The sequence below is a fragment of the Pseudomonas sp. R1-6 genome (assembly GCF_051132115.1).
Lineage (GTDB): Bacteria > Pseudomonadota > Gammaproteobacteria > Pseudomonadales > Pseudomonadaceae > Aquipseudomonas.
This window is the reverse complement of sequence record NZ_CP071662.1, coordinates 488,187-501,719: the sequence shown is the minus strand read 5'-3', so window position 1 is coordinate 501,719 and position 13,533 is coordinate 488,187. Positions and strand designations below refer to the sequence as shown.

General features: G+C 60.8%; 10 protein-coding genes. 8 read left to right on the top strand and 2 right to left on the bottom strand.

Annotation, left to right across the window (positions count from 1 at the left end):
* The first annotated feature begins 40 nt into the window (after positions 1 to 40).
* The gene (locus tag J3P81_RS02270; protein ID WP_420764913.1) at positions 41 to 1,015 is read left to right on the top strand and encodes a serine/threonine protein kinase; all 975 of its coding nucleotides are present in this window, start codon (positions 41 to 43) and stop codon (positions 1,013 to 1,015) included.
* Positions 1,016 to 1,136: 121 nt separating this feature from the next.
* Entirely contained in the window at positions 1,137 to 2,024 is an 888-nt protein-coding gene (gene rarD, locus J3P81_RS02265) for an EamA family transporter RarD (RefSeq protein ID WP_434561949.1), read from the top strand.
* A 217-nt stretch (positions 2,025 to 2,241) separates the two neighbouring features.
* Here the strand turns inward: rarD and J3P81_RS02260 are convergent, their stop codons facing one another.
* Positions 2,242 to 2,760: a glycine cleavage system protein R gene (locus J3P81_RS02260; RefSeq protein WP_420764915.1), complete on the bottom strand. Its 519-nt coding sequence runs from the start codon at positions 2,758 to 2,760 to the stop codon at positions 2,242 to 2,244.
* A gap of 438 nt (positions 2,761 to 3,198) precedes the next feature.
* Between J3P81_RS02260 and J3P81_RS02255 the strand changes: the two genes are divergently transcribed.
* Entirely contained in the window at positions 3,199 to 5,376 is a 2,178-nt protein-coding gene (locus tag J3P81_RS02255) for a malate synthase G (protein WP_434561947.1), read from the top strand.
* Between the two features lie 219 nt (positions 5,377 to 5,595).
* On the opposite strand, the gene J3P81_RS02250 is transcribed toward J3P81_RS02255, so the two are convergent.
* A complete protein-coding gene (locus J3P81_RS02250; RefSeq protein ID WP_060740319.1) occupies positions 5,596 to 6,042 on the bottom strand; it encodes a response regulator in 447 nt (148 codons plus the stop codon).
* Between the two features lie 259 nt (positions 6,043 to 6,301).
* Between J3P81_RS02250 and J3P81_RS02245 the strand changes: the two genes are divergently transcribed.
* The 5 genes from J3P81_RS02245 (at position 6,302) to J3P81_RS02225 (ending at position 13,322) form a co-directional block, all read left to right on the top strand.
* A complete protein-coding gene (locus J3P81_RS02245) occupies positions 6,302 to 8,236 on the top strand; it encodes a putative nucleotidyltransferase substrate binding domain-containing protein (protein WP_434564072.1) in 1,935 nt (644 codons plus the stop codon).
* The gene (locus J3P81_RS02240) at positions 8,233 to 8,940 is read left to right on the top strand and encodes a 3'-5' exonuclease (RefSeq protein ID WP_434561945.1); all 708 of its coding nucleotides are present in this window, start codon (positions 8,233 to 8,235) and stop codon (positions 8,938 to 8,940) included. Before J3P81_RS02245 ends, J3P81_RS02240 begins: the two co-directional genes overlap by 4 nt.
* Before the next feature lie 220 nt (positions 8,941 to 9,160).
* Positions 9,161 to 9,679 (top strand): RNA polymerase sigma factor, encoded by a 519-nt coding sequence (locus tag J3P81_RS02235; protein ID WP_420764918.1) that lies wholly within the window; start codon positions 9,161 to 9,163, stop codon positions 9,677 to 9,679.
* Entirely contained in the window at positions 9,676 to 10,656 is a 981-nt protein-coding gene (locus tag J3P81_RS02230) for a FecR domain-containing protein (protein ID WP_434561943.1), read from the top strand. The genes J3P81_RS02235 and J3P81_RS02230 overlap by 4 nt, the downstream gene beginning before the upstream one ends.
* Before the next feature lie 227 nt (positions 10,657 to 10,883).
* A complete protein-coding gene (locus J3P81_RS02225; protein ID WP_434561941.1) occupies positions 10,884 to 13,322 on the top strand; it encodes a TonB-dependent siderophore receptor in 2,439 nt (812 codons plus the stop codon).
* Positions 13,323 to 13,533: the final 211 nt, after the last annotated feature.

Here is a 13,533-nt window from a genome sequence, read left to right as displayed (position 1 = left end):
GGGCCGGACGCGGCAGCCCTGCCGCTGCGCAGGAGTCAGCATGTCCCATCCGTTTGAAACCCTCACGCCCGACCTGGTCCTGGATGCCGTCGAAAGCATCGGCTTTCTCAGTGATGCCCGGGTGCTGGCCCTCAACAGCTACGAAAACCGCGTTTATCAAGTGGGCATCGAAGATGCAGAACCGCTGATCGCCAAGTTTTATCGTCCGCAGCGCTGGACCAACGAAGCCATCCTGGAAGAGCACCGCTTCACCTTCGAACTGGCTGATCACGAAGTGCCGGTGGTGGCACCGCTGATTCACAACGGCGCCAGCCTGCATGAGCACGCAGGGTTTCGTTTCACCCTGTTTCCCCGTCGAGGTGGACGAGCGCCGGAGCCGGGCAATCTCGATCAGCTCTATCGCCTGGGCCAACTGCTCGGGCGCTTGCATGCGATCGGAGCCACCCGCCCGTTCGAGCACCGTGAAGCGCTGGGCGTGAAGAACTTCGGCCATGACTCGCTGGAGACGGTACTGCAAAGTGGTTTCGTCCCCACGAGCCTGCTACCCGCCTACGAGTCGGTGGCCAGGGATCTGCTCAAGCGTGTCGAAGAGGTCTACGCCGCCACGCCCCATCAGAACATCCGCATGCATGGCGATTGCCATCCCGGCAACATGATGTGCCGCGACGAGGTGTTCCACATCGTCGACCTGGACGACTGTCGCATGGGCCCGGCCGTGCAGGATCTATGGATGATGCTTGCCGGGGATCGCCAGGAGTGCCTGGGCCAGCTATCGGAATTAATGGACGGCTATCAGGAATTCCATGACTTCGACCCGCGCGAACTGGCACTGATCGAACCCCTGCGTGCCCTGCGCCTGATGCACTACAGCGCCTGGCTGGCCCGCCGCTGGGATGATCCGGCGTTTCCGCGAAGCTTCCCGTGGTTTGGCAGTGAGCGTTATTGGGGCGACCAGGTGTTGGCATTGCGCGAGCAATTGGCGGCGCTCAATGAAGAGCCGCTGAAGTTGTTCTGATTGGGCTGGGTCCCAAAGCCACTGGAAATCCCTGTGGGATCGGCAATGAAAGGTTCGCTGCACAACCAGACAAATCTCCTTACAATCAATTTTTTGTTAGCTGCCTAAGCAAGGATTCTGCATGCAAGCCGCCAACCCGCGTCGCGGGTACATCCTGGGCCTGAGCGCCTACATCATCTGGGGTCTGTTCCCGATTTATTTCAAAGCCATCGCCAGCGTCCCATCGGTGGAAATCATCATCCACCGAGTACTCTGGTCGGCCTTGTTCGGCGGGGCGTTGCTGATGGTCTGGAAACACCCTGGCTGGTGGCGCGAGTTGCGGGACAATCCGCGTCGGCTGGCTATTCTGGCCCTGAGCGGCACGCTCATCGCGGCCAATTGGCTGACCTATGTCTGGGCTGTGAATAATGGTCGGATGCTTGAAGCCAGCCTTGGCTACTACATCAATCCGCTGGTCAACGTGTTGCTGGGCATGTTGATCCTGGGTGAGCGGCTGCGGCGCATGCAGTGGGTGGCCGTAGGGCTGGCGGCGGTTGGCGTGGCCCAGCAGGTCTGGCAGGTGGGCAGCCTGCCGTGGGTATCGCTGGTGCTGGCGCTGACTTTTGGCTTCTACGGCTTGATCCGTAAGCAAGCACCAGTGAAGGCTTTGCCCGGGCTGGTGGTGGAAACATGGATGCTGGTGCCGATTGCCATCGCGTGGCTGCTGTTCAACCCGACTGCCACCAGTGCCCAGGCCGCGTTCTGGACCACGTCCGAAGCGTGGTGGCTGGTGGCGGCCGGCCCCGTGACGCTCGTGCCATTGGTGTGCTTCAACGCGGCGGCGCGACACCTGCCCTATACCACGCTGGGTTTCCTGCAATACATCGCCCCAACCCTCGTGCTGCTGCTCGCAGTGCTGCTGTTCGACAAGCACCTGTCCTCCAGCACGCTGATGGCATTCCTGTTCATCTGGGCCGGTTTGGCTGTGTACAGCATCGATGCCGTGATCGGCATGCGCCGTCGCAGCTGATCAAAAAACGCACACACCTCTACAGGCCACGTTTTGCGTGGCCTGCGCTTATCCTTCCAAAGGTTATCCACAACGTGATCCCCGCCGTTTGTGCACAACCCCTTGAAAACTGGTGATTTTTTGATCATCGCTGGCTGAGGCCCGACGGGCCTGGGCTGGCGCCAGGTCTCTACAGGTTATCCACAGGCAGGCGCAGTTTTTCCTTGGATAACACCTGTCAGGTTTCGTCGCTGAATTTCAACTCAACCATCAATTCATCGGCCAGGGTTTCCAGGCATGCCTGCAGCGTGTCCAGCGACAAGGTCAACGGCACCCCAAGGATCGCCTCGGCATGGAACAGCAACTCGCTGCTCATCGGTGCCGGTCGCACCTGGGTGATCAAGCGCTCGACGTTCACGCCCTGCTCGCTCAGCAGACGAGTGATGTCGCGCACGATACCCGGACGGTCATTGCCCACCAATTCCATCGCGATAGGTTTCCAGGTGCAGGATTCTTCGATTGCGTTCTCGGCGATCAGCACGCGAATGCCATGGGCCGACAGGCCTTGCAAGGCTTCGATCAATTCTTCATGGGACTCGGCCGGGGCACTGAGACGCAGGATTCCGGCAAACTGCCCGGCGAGGTGGGACATGCGGCTGTCCAGCCAGTTTCCGCCATGTTCGGCGATGCATTGGGCGATTCGCTCGACCTGCCCTGGTTTGTCCGGGGCGAAAACAGTAATGACGAGATGGTCCATGGCGCAGCCCTGTTATGGATGGAGAAGACAGTATAGGCAAGGCCCGCCCACGGCGCGGTCGGGGCATTTTTCGTTAATGTGTACAGTTATCGAGATTTATCTGGAACAATCCATCTGTTTTTTGAGAACATCCCATGCCGCGCAATGACTGTACTGCTTTAGTCGGTCGCAGAACGACGCAATTAGTCTAATTTTCACAAGCGCAAATGATCATGTAGTATTCCCCAGCGAGCACTACATAATCGCGGCAATCCTGTTGTACCGATGTCTGCTTAAGGCCAGTCGCACCCCTGAAAGCCCCGTCCAGCAAGGCTTAACAACCCAGCCGCCAGCGATGGCATGTACTGGTTCAGGGGTTTGTGGTTTAAATGTCCCGAGGCTTCATTGTCAAAATCGAAGAGCTGAAAAGCGAAATAGCTGAGCAGAGTGAGGCAAGCAATGACTGAACACGTTCAAGTCGGTGGCCTGCAGGTCGCCAAAGTCCTGTTCGACTTCGTTAATAACGAAGCCATTCCCGGAACCGGCCTCACCGCCGACGCATTCTGGGCCGGGGCCGACAAGGTCATCCATGACCTGGCTCCGAAGAACAAAGCCCTACTCGCCAAACGCGACGACTTCCAGGCACGGATCGACGCCTGGCACCAGGCCCGTGCCGGCCAGGCCCACGACGCCGTGGCTTACAAAGCCTTCCTGCAAGACATTGGATACCTGCTGCCAGAAGCGGCGGATTTCCAGGCCACGACTCAAAACGTCGATGACGAAATCGCCCGCATGGCCGGCCCGCAACTGGTAGTGCCGGTGATGAACGCCCGCTTCGCCCTCAACGCCTCGAACGCCCGCTGGGGTTCGTTGTACGACGCGTTGTACGGCACCGACGCCATCAGCGAAGCCGATGGCGCGGAAAAAGGCAAAGGCTACAACAAGGTGCGCGGTGACAAGGTCATCGCCTTCGCCCGCGCATTTCTCGACGAAGCGGCCCCCCTGGCGGCCGGCTCCCATGTTGATTCCACTGCCTACAAGATCGTCGACGGCAAGCTGGTGGTGGCCCTCAAGGGCGGCGCCAACAGCGGCCTGCGCGACGACGCCCAACTGATCGGTTTCCAAGGCGATATGTCGGCGCCGAGCGCGGTTCTGCTGAAACACAACGGCCTGCACTTCGAGATACAGATCGACGCCAGCACCCCCATCGGCCAAACCGACGCCGCCGGTGTCAAAGACATCCTGATGGAAGCCGCGCTGACCACCATCATGGACTGCGAAGACTCGGTTGCCGCGGTCGATGCCGATGACAAAGTGGTGATCTACCGCAACTGGCTCGGCTTGATGAAAGGCGACCTGTCCGAGCAAGTCGCCAAGGGCGGCCAGACCTTCACCCGCACCATGAACCCCGACCGCGCCTACACCGCCGTCGACGGTTCGGGCTTGACGCTGCACGGTCGCTCGCTGCTGTTCGTGCGCAACGTCGGTCACCTGATGACCATCGACGCGATCCTGGACAAGGACGGCAACGAAGTGCCGGAAGGCATCCTCGACGGGCTGGTCACCAGCCTGGCGGCGATCCACAGCCTCAACGGCAACACCTCGCGCCGCAACAGCCGCACCGGTTCGGTGTACATCGTCAAGCCGAAGATGCACGGCCCGGAAGAAGTGGCGTTCACCAACGAACTGTTCGGCCGCGTCGAAGACGTGTTGAACCTGCCGCGCAACACGCTCAAGGTCGGCATCATGGACGAGGAGCGCCGTACCACGGTCAACCTCAAGGCCTGCATCAAGGCTGCCAGCGAGCGCGTGGTGTTCATCAACACCGGCTTCCTGGACCGCACCGGCGACGAAATCCACACCTCCATGGAAGCCGGCCCGATGGTGCGCAAGGCCGACATGAAGGCCGAGAAGTGGATCGGCGCCTATGAAAACTGGAACGTCGACATCGGCTTGAGCACCGGCTTGCAAGGCCGCGCGCAAATCGGCAAGGGCATGTGGGCGATGCCGGACCTGATGGCAGCGATGCTCGAACAAAAGATCGCTCACCCGATGGCCGGCGCCAACACCGCCTGGGTTCCGTCGCCGACCGCCGCCGCGCTGCATGCGCTGCACTACCACAAGGTCGACGTGTTCGCCCGCCAGGCCGAACTGGCCAAGCGTGCGCGCGCCTCGGTGGACGACATCCTGACCATCCCGCTGGCCGTCAACCCGAACTGGACGGCAGAGCAGATCAAACACGAACTGGACAACAACGCCCAGGGCATCCTTGGCTACGTGGTGCGCTGGATCGACCAGGGTGTCGGCTGCTCCAAGGTGCCGGACATCAATGACATCGGCCTGATGGAAGACCGCGCGACGCTGCGCATTTCCAGCCAGCACATCGCCAACTGGTTGCGCCACGGCATCGTCACGCAAGAGCAGGTGATGGAAAGCCTCAAGCGCATGGCACCGGTCGTGGACCGCCAGAACGCCAGCGACCCGCTGTACCGCCCGCTGGCGCCGGACTTCGACAGCAACATCGCCTTCCAGGCGGCGGTCGAGCTGGTGATCGAAGGCACCCGGCAACCAAACGGCTACACCGAGCCGGTGCTGCACCGTCGCCGACGCGAGTTCAAGGCCGCCAATGGGCTGTGATTGAGCGGTAGATAGCAATGAAAAAGCCCTGGCCGAAAGACCAGGGCTTTTTCATTTGCGATCCCTAACTGCTTTTGTGCCGAGGGCGCTTGCTCCCGCTGGGGTGCGCAGCAGCCCTTCTTTACAGCTATTTTGAAACCTTATCTGCGGACTTGCGACTGCTGCGCAGTCGAGCGGGAGCAAGCGCCCTCGCCACAAAAAACCAGCCAGTACAGCGGTCTAGAGATCCATCCCCAACTCATGCTTGACCAGCCCCAGCAGCTTGTCGGTATCGATCGGCTTGAGCAGGAAATCCACCACGCTCAAGTGCATCGCCTCGATGGCATCCTTCACGTCGGCGTCGCCGGACACAATGATGATCGGCAGCGCCGCACGCTCCGACTCGCGCACCAGGCGCACCAGTTCAAGGCCATCGACATTGCCCATGCGAAGGTCCGTGATCAGAAGGCCGATGGACGGCTTGGTCTCCAGCATCTTGAGTGCGGTTTCGCCACTCGCGGCGGTCATGCAATGGATGCCGTCCAATGCCAGGATTTCCGACAACAGCTCGCGGGCGTCCTTGTCGTCGTCGACGATCAACACACGCTGCGGCGGCAGGTCGGGTTCCAGCATGACGGCACTCAGCGCCTCGCGCTCGGCGTCACTCAAAATATCGTGGTCGGACATGGTGCTCTCTACGTTCCTTGAATCGATCCCTTGGCACAGTGGTCAGACATCGTTCTGCGGCGCTTCAATGTGCACTTCGTCGGATTTTTTTCCAAGAGTCTTCCCTGAAGAATTTTCCGAGGCGAGGCGTGGGATATTTCCGTAGTTCCGGCTCTATCGTGGCGACCTAGACTTACGTCCAATGGGCACTCCACGTCCAGAGGCCGACCATGGCGAACAGATCCGACCACAACAATTCGAAAAAGATTGCGCAATGGTTATGAAAAAAGCGGACGCCTTCATCCAGGCAGGGAAAACCGCCGTGTTGCAGAACATTCAGGGGACATTGCAATTTCTCCAGCGCTTCCCCCCGTTCAACCAGATGGAAAACGCCCACCTGGCCTATCTGGTGGAGCAAAGCCTGCTGCGCTTCTACGCGCCGGGCGAAACGATCATCAAGCCGGCCGACGGCCCGGTGGAACACTTCTATATCGTCAAGCAGGGCCGGGTGGTGGGCGAGCGTCCCCATTCGGCGAAGGGCGGCACCGAGACCACTTTTGAAATCACCACGGGCGAATGCTTCCCCCTCGCCGCCCTGTTGGGTGAGCGCGCTACCCGCACCGAGCATCGGGCCGGTGAAGATACGTTCTGTCTGCAACTGAACAAGTTGGCGTTCATCAAGCTGTTTGCCTTGTCCGGCCCGTTTCGCGACTTTGCCTTGCGCGGCGTCAGCAGCCTGCTCGACCTGGTCAACCAGCAAGTGCAGCAAAAATCTGCCCAGACGCTGGGCACGCAATATTCGCTGAACACCCGCCTGGGCGAGCTGGCGATGCGTCATCCGGTCAGTTGTTCACCTGAAACACCGTTGCGCGAAGCCGTCAAACTCATGCATGAGCAACAAGTCGGCAGCATCGTCGTGGTGAACGAACAAAAAGCGCCGGTAGGCATTTTCACCCTGCGCGACCTGCGTCAGGTCGTGGCCGACGGTACCGGGGATTTTTCCGAGTCGATTGCGATGCACATGACTCAGGCGCCGTTTTTCCTGTCACCGGAGCACAGCGCCTTCGATGCCGCGATTGCCATGACCGAGCGTCATATTGCCCATGTCTGCCTGGTCAAGGAGCATCGCCTGTGTGGCGTGGTGTCGGAACGGGATCTGTTTTCCTTGCAACGCGTCGACCTGGTGCATCTGGCGCGCACGATTCGGAATGCCCCTCGTGTGGAAAACCTGGTCACCCTGCGCGGAGAGATTGGCCAACTGGTGGAGCGCATGCTGGCCCACGGCGCGTCATCGACCCAGATTACCCATATCATCACCTTGCTCAACGACCACACCGTGTGCCGGGTCATCGAACTGACCCTGGCCGATAAAGGCGACCCAGGCGTGCCCTTCAGTTGGTTGTGTTTCGGCAGCGAAGGCCGCCGCGAGCAGACCCTTCATACCGACCAGGACAACGGCATCCTGTTCGAAGCCCGGGACGCCGCCCACGCCGCGCAGATCCGTGGCCTGCTGTTGCCCATCGCCCAACAGGTCAACCAGAGCCTGGCGCTGTGCGGTTTTACCCTGTGCAAAGGCAACATCATGGCGGGCAACCCCGAGCTGTGCCTGTCCCGCGCGGAATGGGCGCGTCGCTTCGCGGCCTTCATCCGCGAAGCGACGCCGGAGAACCTGCTGGGCTCAAGCATCTATTTCGACCTGCGAGTGGTCTGGGGAGATGAACAAAGCTGCGAGCAACTGCGCCAGCAGATTCTCGATCAAGTGGCCGACAACCGATTGTTCCAGCGCATGATGGCCGAAAACGCTCTTCGCCATCGGCCGCCTGTTGGACGCTTCAGGGACTTTGTGCTGACCCGCAAGAACGGCGAAAAAGCCACCCTCGACTTAAAGGTACAAGGGCTGACGCCTTTCGTTGACGGCGCGCGGCTGCTGGCCCTGGCCAATGGCATCGAAGCCAACAATACCCTGGAGCGCTTGCGGCAACTGGTGGTCAAGGAAGTCATCGAGCCGCTTGATGGCGCCGCTTATGAAGAGGCCTATCACTTCATCCAGCAGACCCGGATGCAACAACACCAGTTGCAGACCCGGGAGAACCTGCCCTACTCCAACCGCGTCGATCCAGACAGCCTCAACCACCTGGACCGGCGGATCCTGCGCGAATCCCTGCGCCAGGCCCAACGTCTGCAAAGCAGCCTGACGTTGAGGTATCAGCTGTGAGCCTGTTTTCCTGGCTGCGCCCGGTCCAGCCGACGTTGTCGCAGGATTTGCAACAGCGCCTGGAAGCCCTGCCCGCGGCAGCACAACTGATTGAATGCAGCCTGCGGGAACAGCGTTGGGTCGTGGTCGATCTGGAAACCACCGGCCTGAACCTGAACAAAGACCAAGTGTTGTCCATCGGTGCGGTGGTGATAGAAGACGGCGCCATCGACTTCAGCCAGCAGTTCGAGCGGACCTTGCAATGCGACAAGCAAAAACTCGGGCCAAGCGTGTTGATACACGGGTTGGCGCCAAGCGCCATCGCCGCCGGCAGCGACCCGGCCGACGCGCTGCTGGCGTTCATGGAGTTCGTCGGCGACAGCCCACTGCTGGCGTTTCATGCGCCTTTCGACAGCCACATGCTCGGACGAGCGTTGAAGGAATACCTGGGCTATCGCTTGCAGCATCCCTTCATCGACGTGGCGGACCTGGCCCCGATGCTTTGCCCACAGGCTCATATCCGCCAAGGAGGCCTGGACGACTGGATCGACTGGTTCAAGTTGCAAGTCTTCGATCGCCACAACGCCAGCGCCGACGCCCTGGCCACCGCGGAGCTGGCGCTGATCCTGTTCAGCCGCGCCCGCCAGAAGGATATCCACAGCCCGCTCGACCTGCAGCAACGCCTGGGACAATGGAAACGGCGGCAGCAGGCGCCTTCGCTTTAATCCAAGACCCGAGCGCTCGGGAGCTTTTGTGGGAGCAAGCTTGCTCGCGATGGCGCAGTGTCAGTGAACCTCAATGCCACTGCCCCACCGCTATCGCGAGCAGGCTCGCTCCCACAAAAGTATTGAGTTATGAGCTCCGACCAGCGCCAATTGCTTTCCCTCCCCCGCCTCTGCCACAATCGCGAACAATTCTCGTTACTTAAAACGTCGGTGATGCTCTGTGTCGTCAGTCCCCAGTCCTCATAGTGATCTGGTTGGTGCGTTATACCGCGACCATCGCGCTTGGCTATTGGCGTGGCTGCGACGCAACGTGGCCTGTGCGCAACGGGCCGAGGACCTGAGCCAGGACACCTTTGTGCGCTTGCTGGGTCGCGAGGAGTTGAAGGCGCCCCGCGAGCCGCGCGCGTTCCTGCTGGCGATCGCCAAGGGGCTGTTGTTCGACTACTTCCGTAGGGCCGCGCTCGAACAGGCCTATCTGACCGAACTGATGCTGGTCCCGAAAGGCGAGCAGCCGTCGGTGGAAGAGCAACAACTGATTCTCGAAGACCTGAAGAATATCGATCGCCTGCTTGGAAAATTATCCAGCAAGGCCCGGGCGGCATTCCTCTACAACCGCCTCGACGGCCTCGGCCACGCAGAGATCGCCGAGCGCCTTGGCGTTTCGGTCCCGCGGGTACGGCAATACCTGGCCCAAGGCATGCGGCAATGCTACATCGCGCTTTATGGTGAGCCGACATGACCGCAGCCCTTGGCAAACCGGTCTCGGCGCGCGTTCTCGATGCGGCCATTGCCTGGCAGCTGTCCCTGGATTCTGGCTGCGGCAGTCCCCAGGAGCGGGAAGCATTCGCTCAATGGCACGCCGCCGATGAAGAGCACGCCCGCGCCTGGCAACAGCTCGGCATGCTTGACCAACGCTTCAGCATCGCCAGCGGACCTGCCCGGGCCGCGTTGCTGCAATCGAAGGCCAGCATCCGGCGACGGGTGCGCAAGGTTGGCAGTGGCCTGGCCAGTGTCGTCGCGGTCATCGGCCTGGCGCTGTTCGCCGGCGACCGTTACCTGCCGCTGGATTATTGGCTGGCCGACCAGCGCACCGCCACGGGCGAACAGCGCACGTTGCGCCTGGCGGACGGCACGGTGGTCAACCTCAATACCCACAGTGCGCTGGATGTACGTTTCGACGACAAGCAGCGGCTTATCGTTTTGCAGGAAGGCGAGATTCTCGTGGAGACCGGCCACAACGATCCGCGGCCGTTCATCGTCGAGACTCGCGAAGGCAGCATGCGCGCCTTGGGCACGCGTTTTCTGGTCAAGCTCGAAGACCAGGGCACACGCTTGAGTGTCTTGAAATCGGCGGTGGCGGCGCACCCGCAGCGCAGCGAAGGAGAACAGATCCTGCGCGAAGGCCAGCAAGTGCTGATGCACCGGGATGGCCTCGGGCCGGCCGTGGCCTTGAACGCGGGGGCCGATGCCTGGACCCGCGGAATGCTGGTGGTGGACAACGCGCGCCTTGAAGATTTGATCCGGGAGCTGGGGCGTTACCGGCGTGGATATTTCGGCGTCGAGCCCCAGGTGGCGGACTTGCGCATCACCGGCAGCTTTCCGCTGCACGACACCGACCTGGCCCTGACCGCCCTGCTGCCGACCTTGCCGGTGCAAATCGAGCATCGCACGCGTTGGTGGGTGGTGGTGGGGCCTAGGGCTGAAGCCAAGCGCTGAAGCGTATTGTTGCCAGTGATGGCCTCATCGCGAGCAAGCTCGCTCCCACAGGGGTTTGCACTTCAGTCCCATGTGGGAGCGAGCTTGCTCGCGATGAGGCCATTCGCCCCACCCCAAAGCCACCGGCCGCAATCTGAATCTAAATTATTTTCATCCAGCCCTATCACTTTTCGACTTTCATCCGGCACACAGGCAATTGAGAAATATTTCCATTCAGGAGCCGCCGTATGTCCCGTCCGTTTGAGACCCTGTTGCGCCCCAGTCTATTGGCCGTTGCCATTGCCTTGAGCACCCCGTTGGCCTGCGGCCCGTTGCTCGCCGCCGAACAGGCATCTGGCGTTCGTGCCTACAATCTGCCCGCGGCGCCATTGGCCAGCACCCTGAATCAGATCGCCAGCCAGGCCGGTCTCGCCTTGAGCCTGAACCCGTCATTGGCGTCGGGCAAGACCTCGGCCCCGGTCCAGGGCCAATTCGACGCCACCGGCGCCTTGCGCGAGGCCTTGCGCGGTACCGGCCTGCAACTGGAACAAAGCAGCGCCGGCACTTACAGCCTGGTGGCCGTGCCCGAAGGCGTCATGGTGCTGCCGGAAACCAGCGTGATCGGCGCGGGAATCAGCGAAACGGCGTGGGGGCCTAGCGAGGGCTACGCTGTGACCCGCACCGCCGCCGGCACCAAGACCGATACCCCGATAGTCGAGCTGCCACGCTCGGTCTCGGTGGTCACGCGCCAGCAGATGGAAGACCGCTCCGTCCTCAACCTCAATGACGCGCTGCGCTACACCGCCGGCGTGCAGAGTAGCGGCTACGGTTCGGACTCGCGTAACGATTGGCTATTGGTGCGCGGTTTCGTGCCAACGCAATTCCTCGATGGCCTGCCGCTGCCCAAGGGCAACTACATCACGACGAAAATCGAACCCTGGAACCTTGAGCGCATCGCAGTGCTTCGCGGCCCTGCTTCCTCGGTCTACGGCCAGACGCCCCCCGGCGGCATGCTCGACATGGTCAGCCGCCGCCCACAGGCTGAAAGCAGCAATGAAGTCCAATTGCAGGCCGGCAGCTACGAGCACAAGCAGATCAACTTCGACAGCACTGGCAAAGTCGATGACGAAGGCCAGTTCCTGTACCGACTCAGCGGCACGGTGCGCGACAGCAACTCCCAGGTCGACCACATCCCGGACAAACGCTACAACATTGCTCCAAGCCTGACGTGGAATATCAACGACGACACTCGCCTGACCTTCCTGTCGCAATACACCCGCGATGACACCGGTATCACTGGGCAATTCCTGCCGCTGCAAGGCACAAAACTGGCCTCGCCGGCGGGCAAGATTTCCCATCACAAGAACCTGGGTGATCCGGACTGGGAGTTCTACGATCGCACCTACTATGCGCTGGGCTACAACTTCGAGCATCGCCTGAACGACACCTGGCAGTTCCGCCAGAATCTGCGCTATACCAAGAGCGATCTGGAATTTCAGGGCATCTCCGCCGGTGGGGCTTTTTTCCCAGATGGCCCGGACGAATCCGTGAGCGCCGATGGCACCGTCAGGCGCAGCGCCAGTATTGTTGATGAAGACATCAGCCAATACGCCGTGGATAACAATTTCCAGGCCGATTTCCAGACCGCAGCCTTGAGCCACACGCTGCTGCTGGGCCTGGACCACCAGCGCTCCAATAGCAACGCTCGCTGGCGCTGGGGTTCTGGTGGTGTGCCCACCAGCAACGTCAACAACCCGACTTACGGACAGGACTTCTCCAACGTCCAGTATTTCGACATGTACCACTACAACCAAAAAACCCACCAGACTGGCCTGTACATCCAAGACCAGATCGCTCTGGACAACTGGCGCCTGACCCTTGGCGGCCGTGAGGACTGGATTCACACCGGCACCGTTTTCCACAACCAGAACGACGCGACCAACACCCAGCGCGACAAGAAATTCAGCGGCAACGCCGCATTGAGCTATGTGTTCGATAACGGCGTGACACCGTACGTTTCCTTCGCCCAGTCGTTCCAGGCCGTGGCGGGCTCAGCCGTCAACAGCACTGACTCGTTCAAACCAACTGAAGGCGAGCAGTACGAAGTCGGCATCAAATATCAGCCACCGGGTACCAAAACCCTGTTGACCGCCGCGGTGTTCGACCTGACTCAGCAAAACAACTCCGTCACGGAGAACAACATCACCCGGCAAGTGGGCGAGGTCCGCGTGCGTGGCCTGGAACTGGAAGCGTCCGGCGACGTCACCGACAACCTGAAACTGGTCGGTTCCTACACCTACAACGACAGCGAAATCACCAAGGGCGCCGCGGCCGAAGAAGGCAAGCGCATGGCCCAGGTACCGCGTAACCAGGCCACCGCATGGGCCGACTACACCTGGCATAACGGCCCTCTGGACGGGTTCGGCGTGGGGGCTGGCGTGCGTTATGTCGGCGACACCTATGGCAACACCACCAACACCGATTGGGGTCACGTCGGCTCCTACACGGTGTACGACGCCTCGGCCCACTACGACCTGGGCCGTTTGAACAAGACGCTCAAGGGCGTCACGGTGGCAGTGGACGCGAAAAACATCTTCAACAAGGACTACCTGTCCACCTGCGATGGTTTCTATTGCTACTACGGCGACCAACGCAACGTCGTCGCCAGCGTGAATTACAAATGGTAAACGGTTAGCATTTGCGCAAACCTCTTTGAGGGCACCTGCAACTGAGCTCAATCAGTCAGATCAAATGCCTGTGGGACGAGTCTTTGTGGGAGCGAGCTTGCTCGCGTTGGCGGTGAGTCAGCTGCGTTGATCTTGACTGACACTTCGCTTTCGCGAGCAAGCTCGCTCCCACACAAGCTGGCTCCCGTAGGTTTCACGGTTGGCTGAACGA

Coding starts and splice junctions, on each gene's coding strand:
- J3P81_RS02270 (WP_420764913.1), top strand. CDS start 41: ATGTCCCATCCGTTTGAAACCCTCACGCCCGACCTGGTCCTGGATGCC.
- rarD (WP_434561949.1), top strand. CDS start 1,137: ATGCAAGCCGCCAACCCGCGTCGCGGGTACATCCTGGGCCTGAGCGCC.
- J3P81_RS02225 (WP_434561941.1), top strand. CDS start 10,884: ATGTCCCGTCCGTTTGAGACCCTGTTGCGCCCCAGTCTATTGGCCGTT.
- J3P81_RS02260 (WP_420764915.1), bottom strand. CDS start 2,760: ATGGACCATCTCGTCATTACTGTTTTCGCCCCGGACAAACCAGGGCAG.
- J3P81_RS02255 (WP_434561947.1), top strand. CDS start 3,199: ATGACTGAACACGTTCAAGTCGGTGGCCTGCAGGTCGCCAAAGTCCTG.
- J3P81_RS02250 (WP_060740319.1), bottom strand. CDS start 6,042: ATGTCCGACCACGATATTTTGAGTGACGCCGAGCGCGAGGCGCTGAGT.
- J3P81_RS02245 (WP_434564072.1), top strand. CDS start 6,302: ATGAAAAAAGCGGACGCCTTCATCCAGGCAGGGAAAACCGCCGTGTTG.
- J3P81_RS02230 (WP_434561943.1), top strand. CDS start 9,676: ATGACCGCAGCCCTTGGCAAACCGGTCTCGGCGCGCGTTCTCGATGCG.